The sequence below is a fragment of the Flavobacterium sp. genome, from assembly GCF_039595935.1.
GTDB lineage: Bacteria > Bacteroidota > Bacteroidia > Flavobacteriales > Flavobacteriaceae > Flavobacterium.
Genome location: NZ_JBCNKR010000004.1, coordinates 305,185 through 322,725, shown reverse-complemented (window position 1 = coordinate 322,725; position 17,541 = coordinate 305,185). Strand labels below are relative to the sequence as shown.

Sequence of the window (17,541 nt, the reverse complement as noted above, 5' to 3'; positions counted from 1 at the left end):
AATTGGTTTTGTAAAATCGATATTTCCCTAATCTATGCCCCACAATCCATCTCCGGAAAATGTAAAGAAGATTTTTGATTCCTACTATGTTTCAGATACCAATATCTGGGATGCCTTTTCAGAAAAAATTGAAATCAGAAAATTCAAAAAATCACAAATAATTAAAGAATACAACGAGGTCGAGAAATATCTTAATATTATAATTAAAGGTTCGGCGGGATTATTTGTCTGGGACGGAAGCCGTGATATCTGTATAAATCTGCTTTACGAAAAATCATTCATAAGTGATTATTTGTCTTTTCTAAATCAGCAGCCTACTGTTATAAAAGTAGAAGCTCTGGAAGACATTACTTTATGGTCTATTACCCATAAAGATTTGAAAGAACTTTACAGTCGTTCAGAATCTGGTTTGAGAATTGGAAAAGCAGTTTCAGAAATGCTTTATATTCGAAAACAACAGCAGCAAATAGATCTTTTAACACTTTCTCCTCAGGAACGTTATATAAAACTTATAGAATCAAGTCCTGAAATATTTCAGCGTACACCTTTAAAAGTTATTGCCTCTTATTTAGGATTGACAGCAGAGAGTTTAAGCCGAATTCGAAAAAGAATTACAGAGAAGTGATTTCTTACCCAAAGTCAATTTTTTTGTTGTATTTGATTTCTAAGTTTGTCTTACTAATCAAACAAACAACTTATGAAACGTAACATTAATTATGGGGCAATTGCAGTTTATTATATCATTGCCATTATTTGCAGATTTATTGCCGTTAAAACAAATTTACTGTCTGGTGTTAGTAACGAATACCTAACAATTCTGCTTCGCGGAGTTGGTCCGGCTTTAGGCGCTTTAGTTGCAATAAAAGTTTTTTCTCTTGATACGCCTCTTTCTTTAAAAGGAATCTATAAAACATCGGCTTTGCCATTTGCTGTTTACTGGCTGCTTCCGGCATTTTTAATTTCGGGAGTTTATTATGTCTTTACAGGAAAATTTCCTTTGTTATTAATGTTTACAGTTTTGGTATATGGTCTTTTAGAAGAAATAGGGTGGCGAGGATTTTTACAAGACCAGCTAAAAAGTCTTCCAAAGTTAACTTCAATCATAATTATTGCTCTGCTTTGGTTTATCTGGCACGTAAATATTGGATTAGACACTTCTGGATTGATTTTCTTAGGAATTATCTTTTTTGGTACCTGGGGAATTGGAAAAGTATATTCAAAAACAAGTTCGCTGCTTGCTGTTGCTGGAGTGCATTCACTAAATAATTTCTTTCGCGAAGGTTTACATGAAACAGAATTGATACTAATTGCTGCTCTTTTAGTGATCTGGATTGGATTTATAATTTTGTATAACCGAAGACTTAAAACAAAATTAGCTTTAGAGAGTTAAATCGTATTTATTTTGAGATATTAAAAATGCCAATGAAAATTATCATTGGCATTTTTTGTTCAATTTATTAAACAATCATAAACAAGTAATTGAAGAATGCTGGTAAATTGATAGTAAAAAAATCTATTGAATGTAGATTTTATACTTCTGCAATTCAGATTATTTTTTGAAGTTTTAATTAAATAACTTTGCATTAGTCTTTTTATTAATGATAGTAAGGCTTCCAAAAATTTTCTATAAGCAAATGAGTTACGAAGATCAGCCAATACCACACAATGAGCTAGAGCGTTTAGCAGCATTAAAGCGTTACAATATATTAGATACACTTCCGGATCATGCTTTTGATGATGCAACAAAATTAGTTTCTTATATATGCGGGGTTCCCATTGCCCATATTTCTTTTATTGATGAAAACCGACAATGGTTTAAATCTGAAATTGGCATAGGAGTATCTGAGGTTCCAAGAGAAATTTCTTTTTGCAGATATACGATAATGGAATCAGAAATGGTCGAAATAAACGATACATTTTTGAACGAACGTTTTAAAGATGACCCTAATGTTACCGGAGGTTTTAAGGTTCGGTTTTATGCCGGAATTCCGCTTACAACACCGGATGGATTTAATATTGGTACTATCTGCGCTATTGATCATGTTGCTAAAGAACTAAATGAAAATCAGCGTAATGCACTTTCTATTGTTTCCAGACACGTGATAAACCAGCTGGAACTGAGCAATAAAAACATGCAGCTGGATGCACAGAAAAAAATTGCCGAAAGGGCAGTACTGGCAAAAGATAGTTTTCTGGCCAATATGAGCCATGAAATTCGTACGCCTTTAAATGCCATAATTGGTTTTACAGATCTTCTGGCTCAAACCAAACTAGATGTTGTTCAGCGTGATTATATTGACAGCGTACAAATTGCGGGCGAAAATTTACTGCTTATTATTAATGATATTTTGGATCTTTCTAAAATTGAATCGGGAAATTTAACAATCGAAACAGAACCATTCAATTTAAAAAATACACTTAAACATGTTTATGCTTTACTAAAAGTAAAAGTACCTAAAGATGTTGAATTCAATCTTTTTCTGGATGCCGATATGCCGGAAATGGTAATTGGAGATCAGGGAAGGTTAAATCAAATATTGGTAAACTTAATTGGAAATTCGCTAAAATTCACAAATGAAGGTGATGTTACTGTTTCTGTAAAAAAAATAGACGAAACAGAAAATCATTATTCGCTTCGATTCTCGGTTAAAGATACCGGTATTGGTATTCCTGAGAAAAAACTTAAAACTATTTTTGATCGATTTACTCAGGCGGAAGACAGTACAACAAGAAGATTTGGCGGTACAGGACTTGGTCTTAATATTGTAAAACAATTAGTTGAATTACAAAATGCCGAAATTCATGTAAAAAGTAAAGAAAACAGAGGATCTGAGTTTTATTTTGATATTAATTATAGAAAAGCAGATTATAGTGAAGAAAATGAGAAAGCGATAGTATCTGAAAATTTAGGAAAACTTAAAATATTGCTTTGCGAAGACAATGTTTTAAATCAAAAGCTGGCAAAAAATGTGATTCAGAATTTTGGTTTTGAATTGGATATTGCCGAAAATGGAGAAGAAGGAATCGAGTTTTTATCTAAAAATGAATATGACCTCGTTTTGATGGATCTTCAAATGCCTGTTAAAGATGGTTACCAAACCACAGAATATATCAGGAATGAAATGAAATCGACTATTCCGATTATTGCCATGACGGCTCATTCTTTAGTGGGAGAGCAAGAACGATGCTACAATGCCGGAATGGACGGTTATGTTCCTAAACCATTTAAACAGTCTGCTCTTTTAGAAGCTATAAAAACGGTATTAAATCCAGATAATAAACTACACCGAAAAAGAAGAGTAGACTTATCATTTATTGATGAAATGTCAGGAGGAGATCTAAACTTCAGACAGGAAATGGTAAATCTTTTTATAGAAAAAATCCCGGGAGAAGAAGCTCTGCTCGAAGAATCATTCAAAAAAAAGGATTACGACACAGTAAAAAAAATGGCTCATAATATGAGATCCAGTTTAGATATGTTTCTGCTTGATGATTTAAGTAACTGCCTTGCTGTTATTGAAGAAGAAGCCAGACATGAAAAATTTACATCTGAAACCGCTGACAGAATCCATATATTCCATTGCGGCATAATTGAAGTAGTTAAATATCTAAAGGAGCTATGATAAAAGAGAAATAAGCTTTAGCTTTACATTAAGTTCGAATATTCTATGGCATAATAGAATTTGCCCCAAAGACAAATATTATATAAAATGAGAATAGTTTTAGCCGAAGATAATGATATCCTACGCAAATCGTTATCTTTTTTCTTAGAGTCTAAAGGATTTACAGTTGACCAGTTTTCAGATGGTAAAGATGCATTAGAAGCTATTGAAAAAAATAGTTATGATCTAATCCTTACAGACATAAATATGCCGGGGATCAGCGGAATGCAGATTACGCAGCATGTTAGGCAGACCATTAATTCTGATATTCCAATAATTATACTTACCTCTTCTGGTGTAGAGCAGACAGAGCTGGATTCGTTTGACATTGGCGCAAATGAATTTATTGCAAAGCCAATAAGTCCGGCTGTGCTTTTAGTAAGAATTAATAAATTATTAAATACCCGTGTTTAATGAAATTTATATATTATTCAATCCTTCTGTTATTTATTTCTTCAGCAGCAATTGGTCAGGAAATTAATGTTGATGAAGCTATGGCAAATGCTAAGCGCGAAGTTGAGAAAGGCAATTACGATAAAGCATTGTCAATTCTGAACCCTGTGCGGGCAAAATTTCCAGAGGATGAAGATATAAAAACGTATGCTGGACGTATTTACAGCTGGAAAAAGGACTATAAAACCGCCATTGAAGTATTATCACCAATGGCAGACAGAGTAAATCCATCGCCAGATGCATTACTCGCTATCATTAATGTTTATTATTGGTCTGAGCAATTTGAGAAATGTATATTTTATTGCGATAAATATCTGGCTTTAGATCCAAATTCAATAGACGTATTAAAAATAAAAGTAACCTGTCTCGAAAAACTCGATCGCGATCAGGAAGCATTAGAAATAATTGATAAAGCCTCTGTAACAGAAAACAGTACGCAGGCCTTTAAAGGAATACGAACACTTATTGGCCATAAAACAAAAAATGCCATTTCTGCATCATACTTAAACGTATCGACCTCAAATCCCGGACAGTCGCCGCTGCATTACGGATATGTGGAATATACACATAAATTTACAAAGTCGGCACTTGTAGGCCGTGCCAATATTGGTCACGTAAACGACGATACGCAAATGCTTTTTGAAGCAGATTATTATCAAACTTTTGCCAAAAAAGATTATTTATACGTAAACGCCGGAGTTTCTACAGGCGAAACAATTTTTCCGGTTGCAAAGGTGGGTGTCGAATATTATTTTAGACCCGGAAAAAGATTTGATTACGCATTAGGAGTTCGATACATGCATTTTGAAACCGATGATGTAACCTTGCTTACGGGACAGCTTTCATATAAAACAGGAAGCAATACAATTGCATACCGACCTTATTATGACACAGGAAACGCTTTGTTCTCTCATGTTTTAAGCTTTCAGCATACCAATGAAGAAAACGAAAACCTTATTCGATTTGAGCTGCAATACGGAAACGTTCCTTATCTCTATTTATACAACAATTATACACAGCCTTTAAAAGCTTACAGAGCAGGAATACAGTATCAGCATCGTATTGGCGATTCATTTTTTGTCCGCCCGATTTTTCTTTATGAATATGAAGAATATCTGCCTGGCGAATACAGAAACAGATTTAATGCACAGATAATTATAACTAAACGTTTTTAAGATGAAGAATCTTTGGGAACTTTACAGAAGTGGTACCTGGGTCGAGCCTTTTCTTATGATCTCAATTTATCTATTTATTGGATTATCGCTTCTATTGTACCTTTTAATTGTCTGGAGCAGAAACCATAATATCAAAAAAGAAAAACTCAGAATTGAGTATACGGCTTATATTGATAAACTCCTGTTTTCGGTAGTTTTTGAAGAAACCTTGTTTTCGACCATTAATGAAAATAATGAATATAAAGTTATTTCAGATCTTGTTTTTTTTAGAGAAGTAATGACAGCATCTATTATCAATCTTCACAAAAATTATGACGGTATTTATGCAAAAAAACTAGAGCAGTTTTATAAAGATTCCGGATTAATGAAAGATTCATTAAAGAAACTCAAAAACATAAAATGGGATGTAAAGTGCAAAGGAATTACAGAACTTGCCGAAATGAACATAAACGAAGCATTTGATACTCTGGTAACTCTTTCTAAAGCCCGAAAAAAAACACTGCAGATTACAGCTATAAATGCCTGTATTAAACTGGAAGGAACAAAAGGTATTGTACATTTAACAGAACACACAAATCCTATCGACGAGTGGACTCAGGTTAATATCATACATGCTTTTAAAAAACACGATGTAGGAGATACTAAAGGCATCGAGCTTTTACTTGAATCAGAAAATAGTACAGTCGTAACACTTGGTTTAAAGCTAATAAAAGAACTTAAACTTACACAAAAACTTCGTTACGTAGAACAACTGGCTGCACGTACTCCAAACATGATAATAAAATATAAAGCACAAAATCTGTTACAGACATTAACAGTTTAACAAGAACAGAAGATGACATTTTTTAATACTGAAATAACCCTATTTACCCATATATACTTAATACTCATACTTGCTTATGCAATTTTGATTATGTCTTCGTATTTGGGTTTAGCTTATTTATCAGTAAAAGAACTTAGAAGTTATCTTAAAAAAAATAGTTTTGTAGATTACGAAGTACTCTTAACAAGCGAATTTGCACCAAAACTGTCTTTAATCGCACCCGCTTACAATGAAGGTTTTACCATTGAAGAAAATGTAAAATCTTTACTTTCATTAAATTATAACGATTATCAGGTAATTGTTGTAAACGACGGAAGTAAAGACAACTCAATGGAAATTTTAATTAAAACGTATGATCTGGTTCTCACAGAAATTGATTTTCACGCCCAGATTAAAACAAAAGAAATTAAAGGATTGTACACCTCAAAAAACGCTGCTTTTAAAAAACTTATTGTAGTTGACAAAGAAAACGGAGGTAAAGCAGATGCGCTTAATGCAGGACTAAACATTGCGCAAAATCCTTATGTGGTATGCATCGATGTAGATTGCATTCTGGATAAAGATTCATTACTAAAATTAGCAAAACCATTTCTTGAATCACACGGAGAACGCATTATTGCGACGGGTGGCGTCGTTAGAATCGCAAACCAGTGTATAATTAAAAACGGACGTTTGGTTGAAATTAATGTACCCGATGTATTACTGCCAAGAATACAGGTATTAGAATATTTAAGAGCTTTTCTGTTAGGAAGAATGGCTTGGGGAAGACTCGACGGATTGTTATTAATCAGCGGTGCTTTTGGTGCTTTTGATAAAGAAATTGCATTATTGGCGGGCGGTTACGATACCAAAACCGTTGGAGAAGATATGGAACTCGTGGTAAGAATGCGCCGTTATATGCTCGAAAACAAACTGCCCTATACAGTTCGTTATATACCAGATCCGTTATGTTGGACAGAAGCTCCGGAAGATTTTAAAATATTCAAAAAGCAGCGCAGCCGCTGGATGCGAGGAACAATTGAAACACTGAAATTTCATAAAAAAATGTTCCTTAATCCAAAGTATAAATTATTAGGAATGTTGAGTATTCCATATTGGACTTTGTTTGAATTTCTGGCTCCCGGAATAGAATTTATAGGTCTGGTTATTACAATCGTATTTCTGATTATAGGACTTCTTAACTGGCATTTCTTTCTTTTACTGCTGTTGTTTGTGTATACATTTGCCGTTTTCTTTTCGGTTATTGCTTTGTTTAGCGAAGAACGTACTTTTCATAAATATCCAAAACAAGCCGATTTTTTCAAACTGCTTTTAGCCGCTTTTATTGAGCCTTTCTATTTTCATCCGCTAACCGTTTACTCGGCTTTAATTGGTTACAAAGAAAAAATAATGGGAACCAAGGGATGGGGTGAAATGACCAGAAAAGGGTTTACGAAAAAATAACCAACCATTTTTTAATTCCATTGTTTTTACACCAAGTTTATCATTCCGTAGGAATGTTTCGTCGGTAGAAAAGAATATCATTCCGTCACATTTACGTTCCGTAGGAACGTTTGATTTTGATGTCAATTTTAACGATCACGTATATCAAACGTTCCTATGGAACGTAAAACCACAATAATTGTAATAATTTTCTACCGACGAAACATTCCTATGGAATGATAAACGATTAATTTAACCGCTCAGAACTCTCTATTCTCAAACAATGCTCGGTTCCTAAATAAAGCGGATTCCCGTGTTTTTCAGACCAAAAACCATCCAGCACATCTTTAGTAATGCATCTGTAAACGGCAACTCCTTTATAAGTTTTGTTATCGTCTCCTTTGTAGCTAAAATTGATAACCAAAATATTATCCTTAAAAAAACCGTGTCCCTTTTGCACTTGTGAGTTATTTATAATCCATTTGGCAATAATTCGGTTATTCAAATCTAAAGTTAGACTCAAAATCCCTTTATAAGTTATTTGATTGCTTTCATCCTGATTACTTCCTGAAATGGCATAATCGCCAACTAAATCTTGTATTATCATTTTGCAAATTTAAAACTGAAATAATAATTGATTCAATAAAAGCGGCATTATTTTATCTCCACCAAAAAGTTTTCAATTCTTATGTTAACCGTATGGCGAATTTCAAAACGAAATGTTAATACAATGTTTCATAATCCTATGGTTTTATTAATGTAAAGGTAACCTAAACGACCTACCCTCATTTCTAATTTTGAAGACATATTATAAAACAAACTATTGTAGTATATGTCATTTTTCAAACTAAGAATACTTCACGAAATAAATGATTTCACAACGCTCATTGATTTGACTAATAATAAGGTGAAGTATTATGTATAAAGGTTACACTGATGAACAGCTTGTCGAATTATTGAGACAGGGAAAAGATAAAGCTTTTGATGAATTGTATTTCAGATACCGTGATCCGCTTGTACGTTTTGTATATATAAGAATGAAATCGATTTCCGTTTCTGAAGAAATTGTGCAGGAAGTTTTTACCTCAATCTGGGAACGAAGAAAAAAGATTTTACTCCAAAAAAGTTTTGCGGCTTACATATACACCTCTGTGCGTTATACAACGCTGGATTATATTAAATCCCACACAATTTCAGATCAGTACATTCAGGAAGTTTTAGATAGAAATACGGTTTCTTTAAATAGCTATAATGGAACAGAAGATTCCATTTATTACGAAGAACTCCAGATTGCAGTTGACAAGGCAGCATCATTACTTCCTAAAAAATCAAAAGAAGTTTTTATTCTCAGCCGGATCAAACATTACTCCAATAAAGAAATTGCCGATGAACTAAATGTTTCTATCGAAACAGTAAAGTATCACATTACGTATGCACTGAAATTTATGCGTACCTATTTAGGCGAGTTTAACTGATAATGCAGTTTCTAAAATTAAGGCTGATGCTTTTTCTTAACAAAAGCGTAACCTTTCATGCCTACCTGAATTTTCAATTCCCAAGACATACTATTAAAGACATAAAGAAATTATAATGCCTGAAAAATTAAAACAAGAAATAAAACATTTTTTAGAAGGAAAATATTCTCCAAAAGGACAAGAAATGTGGAATAAATGGTATGACAATACCGATGAAATTTTTGAGAATACTGAAACGATTAAATCAAATCGGCTGAAACTAAAAAAAGAATTAAGACAAATTAAAAAAACAGATAAAGTTATTTTTCTTCAAACTAAATATTGGGCTGCAGCGGCTTCAATAGTATTAGTCTTGGGATTGTCATTTTTCATTTATCAAAAATCAATTGCAATTGAAACCAAACAATATACAGTAAAATTAGGCGAACACGCAAAAATTACCTTAAGCGACGGAACGCAGATTTGGCTCAATGCCGGCAGTTTTTTAAAATATCCAAAAGAATTTAAAGGAGATACGCGCGAAGTTTACCTTACCGGAGAAGCTTTTTTTGATGTGGCCAAAGACAAAAAACATCCATTTATAATTCACACTGATAAAATGGACACAAAAGTTCTGGGAACCAGCTTTAATGTTCAGGCTTATCCGGATCAAACCACACAGGAAGTTTCGGTTTTAACCGGAAGAGTAAATGTGAAATCGACTGTTACTGAAGAAAATGTGTATGTAACGCCGGGGCAAAAAGTCATTTTTAAATCTAAAAACAACAAACTGCAGGCCTTTAAAGATGTTCCTGTAAATACCATTTCGCTGTGGCGTAAAAATATAATTGTTTTTGAAGATACACCGCTTCCGGAAGTGATTTCAACTTTAAACCGAAATTTTAATGTCGCAATTGAAATTAAAAACAAAAATCTAAACTCTTTAAAAATAAACGGCTATTTCAAAGAACTCACAGCAGATCAGGTTATAGGACTGGTGTGCAATATTATAAATGCCGAATATAAAATTGAAGAAGGGGTTTATAAAATACAGTAAGAGTTATGAGTTATGAGTTATGAGTTATGAGTTATGAGTTATGAGTTATGAGTTATGAGTTATGAGTTATGAGTTATGAGTTATGAGTTATGAGTTACAATTAAATACCCAAAGTAAAAATCTAAAATCTGATTTCTAAAATCTAAAATTAAAAGCCAATCTAAAATCTAAAAACTATGAATGAAAAACAAAAGCGGTACGTCGTAAAGTTTCAAAGCATTAAAAAAGCTGTATGGGCAAAAGCAATCCTGTTTATTGCTTTGTTTTTTACCGGTTTAATAAACGCAAAAAACATTGATTTTGACAAAAAAGTAACTTTAAAAGTTGAAAATGAAAGCCTGAAAAATGTTTTTCAGAAAATTGAAAATCAGGCTAATGTACATTTTATGTACGAATCAAATCAGGTAAATACCACTCAGAAAATTAGTTTAAAACTCACTAATGTTACGCTAGAGCAGGCATTAGATAAAATATGCGGTAACTTTTTATTACGATATGAAATCATCAATAATAATGTTGTGATTAAGAAAAGTTTAAAAGTTTCTGCAGTCGATCAAAATAAAATTATAGTTTCCGGAATCGTTTACAGCAGTGATGATAATATGCCATTGCCGGGCGTTGGAATTAAAGATAAAAATTCAAACGCCACTACAGCAACAGATTTCGACGGAACTTTTAAAATGGAAATCAATGCTTCAGAAGCTGTTCTTGTTTTTTCATACGTAGGTTACGCAACGCAAGAAGTAAAAGTAACCCAATCAGGAAACATTACTGTAAAATTAGCTGCCGATATGAAACAGCTTCAGGAAGTGGTAGTTATGGGGTATGGAAGCGTAAAAAAGAATGAAGTTTTAGGAGCTGTAGGTTCTGTTTCTATGAAAGAAACTTCAAGCAGAACCTATAACAATGCCGGCGAATTATTGCAGGGAACGGTTGCAGGTGTTACGGTTATTAATGATGGAGGAGACCCAACAGCTTCACCAACAATCAATATTCGTGGAATTGGATCTTTAAATGCCGAAACGCCTTTAATTGTTTTAGACGGAATTATTTACAGTGGTTCATTAAATACCATAAATCCAAATGACATTGCTTCGATAAGTGTTTTAAAAGATGCGGCTTCGGCGGCGATTTATGGAGCGAGAGCTTCAGGAGGGGTAATTTTAATTACTTCTAAAAAAGGAATCTCAGATAAAATTAATGTAAATGTAAATTATCAGGGAGGTTTTCAAAATGTAGCAAAAAAGTTGGACGTTTTAAACGCTGCTGAATATGCTGACGCCATGAATACAGCCAGAGATAATGCAGGTTTACCAAGAATTCCGGCTTTTGATACGGCATTTGAACCAACAGCCCGAACAACAAAAACAAACTGGATGGACGAAATTTTCCGTACAGGAGAAATTCAGGATTTATCCCTTTCTATCAACGGAAAAACAGAAAAATCAAATTTCTTTCTTTCAGGAAGTTATAGAAGAAACGAAGGAATTTTGTTAAACACTTTCAGCAACCGTTATACGGTAAGAGCCAATTCTTCTTTTAAACTGGCAGATAATTTTACAATTGGAGAAAACTTATCATATTCTTTAACAGACGGGCAGACTGCTAATACAGCAAGTGCGTATACAGGAGCCATTTTAGGAGCGATTTTCTATCCGCCAAATGCTACAATTTACAGAGAAGATGGTTCGGGACAATTTGGAGGAGTTCCTGAAAAATACATCGGTTCTTATGGAGACGTAATTAATCCGGTTGCGTATTTAAAAAGATTAGACAACAGAAACCCAATTTCGACCGTTTTAATTAATCCTTATGCAGAATGGGAAATTGTTCCGGGTTTAAAAGTTAAATCAAACTGGGGTTACACAAGAATTCAGGATAATGCAACTGATTTTACAGTAAAAATTACAGAACCGGGAAAAATATTCGACTTTAACCGTTTGACTAAAAAGTCGATGACCATTACTGATTTATTGAGTGAACAGACAGTTTCTTACGAAAAGTCATTCGGAAAACACAATTTCAAAGCTTTAGCCGGATATACGTATCAGGAAACGAAAAGAGATTATTATACCATTGAAGGAACTGGTTTTGACAACGAAGATCCGTCTCAGCGTTATTTATTAAATGCAAAATTAATTCAGCAGACTGGAGCAGGTTTATCTGATGAGATTATTTCATCTTATGTTGGAAGGTTAAATTACGATTTCAATCAGAAATATTTATTATCAGGAATTGTACGTCGCGACGGAACATCAAAACTTTTACAAAATAATCGTTGGAAAGTCTATCCATCAGTTTCGGCAGGATGGTTAATTTCTGAAGAAGAATTCATGAAAAGCATCAACCCGATTGTAAGCACTTTAAAACTTCGTGCAAGCTGGGGACAAATAGGAAACTTAGGAAATCTTGGACCATATCAGTTTAGTGTGCCTCTTACTCAGACTCAGGCTTTAATTGGTGCTACTCCGGTAATCAATTACGGTTATGCCGAAAGCGAATTATCAAATCCAAATTTAAAATGGGAAAGTTCTGAGCAGACTAACATAGGTTTAGATTTTGCCATGTTCAACAATACTTTGTTAGGTTCTGTTGATGCTTATGTAAAAACAAACAAAGACATGTTAGTTCGTGACCAGTTACCGGGAGTTTCAGGAACGCCTCTTGGCCGAATTGTAAACTCTGGAGATGTTGAAAATAAAGGGATCGAAGTAAGTTTAACATACCAAAAAACTCGTGGCGAATTTAAGTTTGATGTAACAGCAAACGCAGGATTTTTGAGCAACAAAATTGTTTCTATTAAAGATGATTTAACTTCATTAGAACCATTAAACCTTAGCAGAGTTCGTAGTTTGCCTTTAGCGAATATTTATCAGGTTGGAAGTCCGGTTGGTGCTTTCTACGGATACAGAACAGACGGTTTATTTCAAAGTAATGAAGAAGCAAAAGCCTATGTAAACTCAAATGGAGTAGCATATCAGCCAAATGCTGTTGCCGGAGATTTTAAATTTAGAGATGAAAACGGAGACGGTGTAATCAACAACAGCGACAGAGTAGTATTAGGAAGTCCTTTTCCAAAAACAACTTACAGCTTAAACGCCAACTTCAAATGGAAAGGTTTTGATATGAATATCTTTTTTAACGGAGCAGCAGGAAATAGTGTTTTCAATGCCGTTAAACACACAGGTTTAAATGCTTCTTTCCCAGGATATAATTTATTGGCAGAATCTAAAAATGCATGGTCGCCAACAAACAGAGATACCGATATTCCGGTATTGTCATCAACAGACAACAATAATAATTTCGGAAGAATCTCAGACTTTTATGTTGAAGACGCTTCTTTCTTAAGATTAAAAAACCTTTCTCTAGGCTATATAGTTAAAGAAAACTGGTTAAACGGAAAAGCAAAATTAAGATTCTTTGTTTCTGGACAAAACTTGTTTACCATCACCAAATACTCAGGAATGGATCCGGAAGTTGGTCTTAAAAACTTCGGAATGGATTTAGGTAAATATCCACTTTCCCGTATTTATATGACGGGTGTAAACGCAACATTTTAAAAAAATAAAACTAACAAAATGAAAAAAATAAGCTTTTTAGTATTGAGTTTTGTGCTTTTAATAAGCACTTCGGCTTGCGAAAGTGAACTTGACGTTATTCCGCAGGGAGCACCGTCAAGCGGAAATTTCTGGAAAACTCCGGCAGATGCACAGGCGGGAGTAAATGCCATTTATGCTTTGTATTCTGATGATAATATGTACGGACGTGGTTTCTTTTGGTTAAATAATGCCAGCGATGACATCGGAACAAAACCAAGACAAAATGCAGAACGTATCAAAAATTTTATTGTCGACGGGTCAGAATCGGATACAAAAGATATCTGGAGAATACATTATGAAATTATGAAACGTTGCAACGATGTAATTCGCAATATTCCGAATATTCCTTTAGACGAAAAAACAAGAAACGGAATGTTGGGAGAAGCCTATTTTAACCACGCTGTAATGCACTTAGAATTAGCTTATCGTTATGGAGATGATCGTGCAGGAATTCCAATTCAGGACAGAGCAAACTTCACAAATGTTTACGTACCGCGTGCTAAAAATGTTGCCGAAAATTATGCGTACATCGCCGCCGATTTAATTAAAGCTGCTGATTTACTGCCTTATTTTAATGAAATGACACCAGATAATTACGGACGTGCACATAAAACGGCTGCCTGGGCTTATTTAGTACGTACGTATTTGTATGCAAAAGACTGGGACAATGCCATTAAATATGCTAATATGATTGTAGCCAGCGGAAAACACAAATTGCTTGACAATTTTGAGGATGTTTTTAAAATTAAAAACAACTGGTCATCAGAATATATCTGGTCTGTTACTTCAAGTGCTGAAAATACAGGTTTGGGTTCTATTTTTCCGGGAGTTTGTTTAGAAGATAAAGGCTGGGGAGCTTACAACGGCTGGGGAAATTTTTATCCAACAAAAGAATTGTTTGACACCTATGATCCAACAGATAAAAGGAGAAGCGCTACGATACTTCAAAAAGGAGACAAATTCGTTTATTTTGGACAGGAAGTAACTTTTAATGAAGGAAATTATATTGTAAGTTCAAGTAACAGAACAGGTTATCAGTTTAAAAAATATATGGAACCGTTTAGTTATCCAAAAACAAATTCGGGAGCAGTAGATATTCGTTATGTAAATGCTAACGGAGACAAACCTTCTACAGCTTTAAATGTTCCGCTTTTACGTTATGCTGATGTTATTTTAATGCTGGCAGAAGCTAAATTAATGAAAGGTCAAAATGCTGATACCGAAATTAATATGATTCGTCGTCGTGCTGGTCTTACCGATATTTCAGGAGCTACTTTAACTGATTTAAAAAGAGAAAGACGCTGCGAATTAGCAGGCGAATGGACAGATCGTCATTTTGATTTAGTTCGCTGGGGCGATGCAAAAGATACTTACGCAAAACCGCTTCACCATTATAACGGAACTGTAATTTATCCGGGTCGTAATTTTAATCCGGCAATTCACCACGTATGGCCAATTCCGCCAGATGAAATCGCAGTTAGCAAAGGTGCTCTAACTCAAAACCAAGGATGGTAATTATTAATTATTAATTGTTAATTATAAATTATGAGTTATGAGTTATGAGTGAACCATCAACCATTAACCATTAACAATTAATGTAGTTTGTTTGTTTTTTTACGCTGCAGGCTTGTTGTGGAGTCTGCAGGCAGTAAAAAAATAGCAGTTTAAATATTATAAAACCAGTCTTTTTTTGAAGGACTGGTTATTATTGTTTTTTTAGCCACAGATTTAAAGGATTAAAAAAGATTTTTTTTGTCACGAATTGCACAAATTTCCACAAATTTTATTCGCAGGAATTAAAAATAATTCGTAAAAATTCGTGCAATTCGTAGCAAAGCCTTCTACACAAAGTAATTCAAAAATCATTTTAATCCTTTTAATCTGTGGCAAAAAACAAACAGCATTAATAAAAAAACATTTTCTATGAAAAAAATATTTACCCTTTTTTGCCTTCAGTTTTTCCTGTTTGTGCAGGCACAGGAATACAGTTCTTCAAACATCCATTCGCATAACGATTATGCTAGTCCGCTTCCTTTTTATGGAGCTTATTCAAATGAAGCCGGTGTTATAGAAGCCGATGTTTTTCTGGTAAATAATGAGTTGTTTGTAGCGCATAATTTTAAAGATATTTCGCCAGACAACACCTTAAAAAATATGTATCTGGAACCGCTTTCTTCAAAATTAAAAAATTTAGGAAGTAAAGCTTATCCAAGTAATAAACCGCTGATTTTAATGATCGATATTAAGTCAGAAGCAAATTCGACATTAAAAGTAATTGCCGATCAGTTAAAAAACTATCTGCAAATTATATCCAATCAAAATATAAAAGTGGTCATTTCCGGAAACAGACCAAATCCAGCAGAATGGAAAAATTATCCGTTGTTTATTTATTTTGACGGAAGACTGAATGAAGAATATTCACCAGAGCAATTGGCACGCGTAGAAATGATCAGCGAAGATTTAAAAGAAATTACGGTTTGGAACGGTAAAGGAGTTTTAACTCAAACCGATCTGGAAAAAATCCAGTCTATTATTAAAAAAGTTCACAATCAAAACAAAAAAATACGATTTTGGGCAACGCAGGATAATGTAAATACATGGATGACGTTGATGAATTTAAAAGTTGATTTTATAGGAACAGATAACGTTTCGGAATTGACGCATTTTATCAAAAATATCAAATCAACATTCTATCAAAACACAGAATTTCATCAGGCGTATGTTCCTAAAAATGTTTCGGCTTTCGCCAAAAAGAAACCCAAAAATGTTATTCTGTTAATTGGTGACGGAATGGGATTAACACAGATTTATTCGGGTTATACGGTTAATAAAGGGCAGTTAAGTCTTTTCAACATTCCAACTCAGGGATTATCTATAACCAAAGCATCTGACAGTTATATTACAGATTCGGCAGCCGGTGCAACAGCAATGGCAACGGGACATAAAACCAATAACCGGTTTATAAGTGTTGACGAAAACGGAAAACCTCTGGAATTAATCACACAGCAATTAGCTAAGAAAAATTACAAAACGGCTATTATTTCTGCAGGAAATATTACAGATGCCACTCCGGCCGCTTTTTATGCACATCAACTGGAAAGAAGTTTAAGTGAACCTATTGCCAATGATTTTTTAAGCAATCTGTCGGATATTTTAATAGGAGGTGGAACTAAAGAATTTAATGCCAGAAAAGATGGAAAAGATTTATCTCAAGCATTAGTTGAAAAAGGATATACGTTTGCAGATAAATTTAGCTCTTTGGATACTATTAAAAACAACAGATTTGTAGTTTTAGATGATGCTGCGGTAGTTTCTATGAAAAATGGAAGAGGAGATTTTCTAACCAAATCTTTTATAAAAACGGTTAACACTTTTTCAAAATCTAAAAATCCGTTTTTTATTATGGCCGAAGGAGCACAAATCGATTACGGCGGACATAGTAATAATGTAGAATACGTAGTGCGAGAAATGCTTGATTTTGACAAATTAGTGGGGCAGGCAATGGAATTTGTGGATAATAATCCGGAAACCCTTTTGATTGTAACAGCCGATCACGAAACGGGCGGACTTTCATTAATTGACGGAAGTATTACAAAAGGATACGTTCAGGGAAGTTTCAGTACAAATGATCATACAGCGGTTCCAGTTCCGGTTTTTGCGTATGGAGCAGGGGCACAAAACTTTTCAGGAGTTTATCAAAATACTGAAATTTATAAAAAAATTCTGGAAGCGATTTCTAAATAGAATTTGCATCATTTTTATAAATGGCCTCTACAATATTGTAGAGGCTTTTTTTTATGAATTCACTTTTCAATTGAATTTTTTTTCTATTTGATTAAAAAAGATGGGAAACAGAGAGCCAAATGAATGAATGTAAATTATGAATAGTATAGTAA

At 33.8% G+C, this 17,541-nt stretch carries 13 protein-coding genes; 12 read left to right on the top strand and 1 reads right to left on the bottom strand.

All coding sequences use genetic code 11. From position 1 onward, the window contains the following. Positions 1–34 precede the first annotated feature (34 nt). From ABDW27_RS01770 to ABDW27_RS01740, 7 genes are all read left to right on the top strand, one after another. On the top strand, positions 35–625 hold the full coding sequence (locus tag ABDW27_RS01770) for a Crp/Fnr family transcriptional regulator (RefSeq protein WP_343694338.1): 591 nt from the start codon (positions 35–37) through the stop codon (positions 623–625). Positions 626–697: 72 nt separating this feature from the next. Next, positions 698–1,390, top strand: coding sequence for a CPBP family intramembrane glutamic endopeptidase (locus ABDW27_RS01765; RefSeq protein ID WP_343694337.1), 693 nt, complete (start codon positions 698–700; stop codon positions 1,388–1,390). 244 nt (positions 1,391–1,634) lie between these two features. Further along, positions 1,635–3,623, top strand: a complete 1,989-nt coding sequence (locus tag ABDW27_RS01760) for an ATP-binding protein (RefSeq protein ID WP_343694336.1) — start codon at positions 1,635–1,637, stop codon at positions 3,621–3,623. Between the two features lie 87 nt (positions 3,624–3,710). Continuing rightward, positions 3,711–4,076, top strand: coding sequence for a response regulator transcription factor (locus tag ABDW27_RS01755; RefSeq protein ID WP_343694335.1), 366 nt, complete (start codon positions 3,711–3,713; stop codon positions 4,074–4,076). Then, the gene (locus ABDW27_RS01750) at positions 4,076–5,290 is read left to right on the top strand and encodes a YaiO family outer membrane beta-barrel protein (RefSeq protein ID WP_343694334.1); all 1,215 of its coding nucleotides are present in this window, start codon (positions 4,076–4,078) and stop codon (positions 5,288–5,290) included. The genes ABDW27_RS01755 and ABDW27_RS01750 overlap by 1 nt, the downstream gene beginning before the upstream one ends. 1 nt (position 5,291) lies before the next feature. Then, entirely contained in the window at positions 5,292–6,113 is an 822-nt protein-coding gene (locus ABDW27_RS01745) for a hypothetical protein (protein ID WP_343694333.1), read from the top strand. A gap of 90 nt (positions 6,114–6,203) precedes the next feature. Further along, positions 6,204–7,556, top strand: a complete 1,353-nt coding sequence (locus tag ABDW27_RS01740) for a glycosyltransferase (RefSeq protein WP_343694332.1) — start codon at positions 6,204–6,206, stop codon at positions 7,554–7,556. Between the two features lie 226 nt (positions 7,557–7,782). Here the strand turns inward: ABDW27_RS01740 and ABDW27_RS01735 are convergent, their stop codons facing one another. Further along, a complete protein-coding gene (locus tag ABDW27_RS01735; protein WP_343694331.1) occupies positions 7,783–8,142 on the bottom strand; it encodes a hypothetical protein in 360 nt (119 codons plus the stop codon). 310 nt (positions 8,143–8,452) lie between these two features. Here ABDW27_RS01735 and ABDW27_RS01730 point away from each other — a divergent pair, with 310 nt between their 5' ends. The 5 genes from ABDW27_RS01730 (at position 8,453) to ABDW27_RS01710 (ending at position 17,389) form a co-directional block, all read left to right on the top strand. Next, positions 8,453–9,010, top strand: coding sequence for an RNA polymerase sigma-70 factor (locus ABDW27_RS01730; protein ID WP_343694330.1), 558 nt, complete (start codon positions 8,453–8,455; stop codon positions 9,008–9,010). Between the two features lie 115 nt (positions 9,011–9,125). Further along, positions 9,126–10,046: a FecR domain-containing protein gene (locus ABDW27_RS01725; protein ID WP_343694329.1), complete on the top strand. Its 921-nt coding sequence runs from the start codon at positions 9,126–9,128 to the stop codon at positions 10,044–10,046. 176 nt (positions 10,047–10,222) lie between these two features. Continuing rightward, complete coding sequence (locus tag ABDW27_RS01720) at positions 10,223–13,606, top strand: SusC/RagA family TonB-linked outer membrane protein (RefSeq protein ID WP_343694328.1); 3,384 nt, start codon at positions 10,223–10,225, stop codon at positions 13,604–13,606. 18 nt (positions 13,607–13,624) lie between these two features. Beyond that, complete coding sequence (locus tag ABDW27_RS01715; protein ID WP_343694327.1) at positions 13,625–15,160, top strand: RagB/SusD family nutrient uptake outer membrane protein; 1,536 nt, start codon at positions 13,625–13,627, stop codon at positions 15,158–15,160. 408 nt (positions 15,161–15,568) lie between these two features. Continuing rightward, on the top strand, positions 15,569–17,389 hold the full coding sequence (locus ABDW27_RS01710) for an alkaline phosphatase (RefSeq protein ID WP_343694326.1): 1,821 nt from the start codon (positions 15,569–15,571) through the stop codon (positions 17,387–17,389). The last annotated feature ends 152 nt before the right edge of the window (positions 17,390–17,541 follow it).

What these genes read in the sequence shown, in the direction of transcription:
- ABDW27_RS01745 (WP_343694333.1), top strand. Translation starts at nt 5,292, where the DNA reads ATGAAGAATCTTTGGGAACTTTACAGAAGTGGTACCTGGGTCGAGCCT.
- ABDW27_RS01720 (WP_343694328.1), top strand. Translation starts at nt 10,223, where the DNA reads ATGAATGAAAAACAAAAGCGGTACGTCGTAAAGTTTCAAAGCATTAAA.
- ABDW27_RS01735 (WP_343694331.1), bottom strand. Translation starts at nt 8,142, where the DNA reads ATGATAATACAAGATTTAGTTGGCGATTATGCCATTTCAGGAAGTAAT.
- ABDW27_RS01710 (WP_343694326.1), top strand. Translation starts at nt 15,569, where the DNA reads ATGAAAAAAATATTTACCCTTTTTTGCCTTCAGTTTTTCCTGTTTGTG.
- ABDW27_RS01750 (WP_343694334.1), top strand. Translation starts at nt 4,076, where the DNA reads ATGAAATTTATATATTATTCAATCCTTCTGTTATTTATTTCTTCAGCA.
- ABDW27_RS01765 (WP_343694337.1), top strand. Translation starts at nt 698, where the DNA reads ATGAAACGTAACATTAATTATGGGGCAATTGCAGTTTATTATATCATT.
- ABDW27_RS01760 (WP_343694336.1), top strand. Translation starts at nt 1,635, where the DNA reads ATGAGTTACGAAGATCAGCCAATACCACACAATGAGCTAGAGCGTTTA.
- ABDW27_RS01770 (WP_343694338.1), top strand. Translation starts at nt 35, where the DNA reads ATGCCCCACAATCCATCTCCGGAAAATGTAAAGAAGATTTTTGATTCC.
- ABDW27_RS01715 (WP_343694327.1), top strand. Translation starts at nt 13,625, where the DNA reads ATGAAAAAAATAAGCTTTTTAGTATTGAGTTTTGTGCTTTTAATAAGC.
- ABDW27_RS01730 (WP_343694330.1), top strand. Translation starts at nt 8,453, where the DNA reads ATGTATAAAGGTTACACTGATGAACAGCTTGTCGAATTATTGAGACAG.
- ABDW27_RS01725 (WP_343694329.1), top strand. Translation starts at nt 9,126, where the DNA reads ATGCCTGAAAAATTAAAACAAGAAATAAAACATTTTTTAGAAGGAAAA.
- ABDW27_RS01740 (WP_343694332.1), top strand. Translation starts at nt 6,204, where the DNA reads ATGTCTTCGTATTTGGGTTTAGCTTATTTATCAGTAAAAGAACTTAGA.
- ABDW27_RS01755 (WP_343694335.1), top strand. Translation starts at nt 3,711, where the DNA reads ATGAGAATAGTTTTAGCCGAAGATAATGATATCCTACGCAAATCGTTA.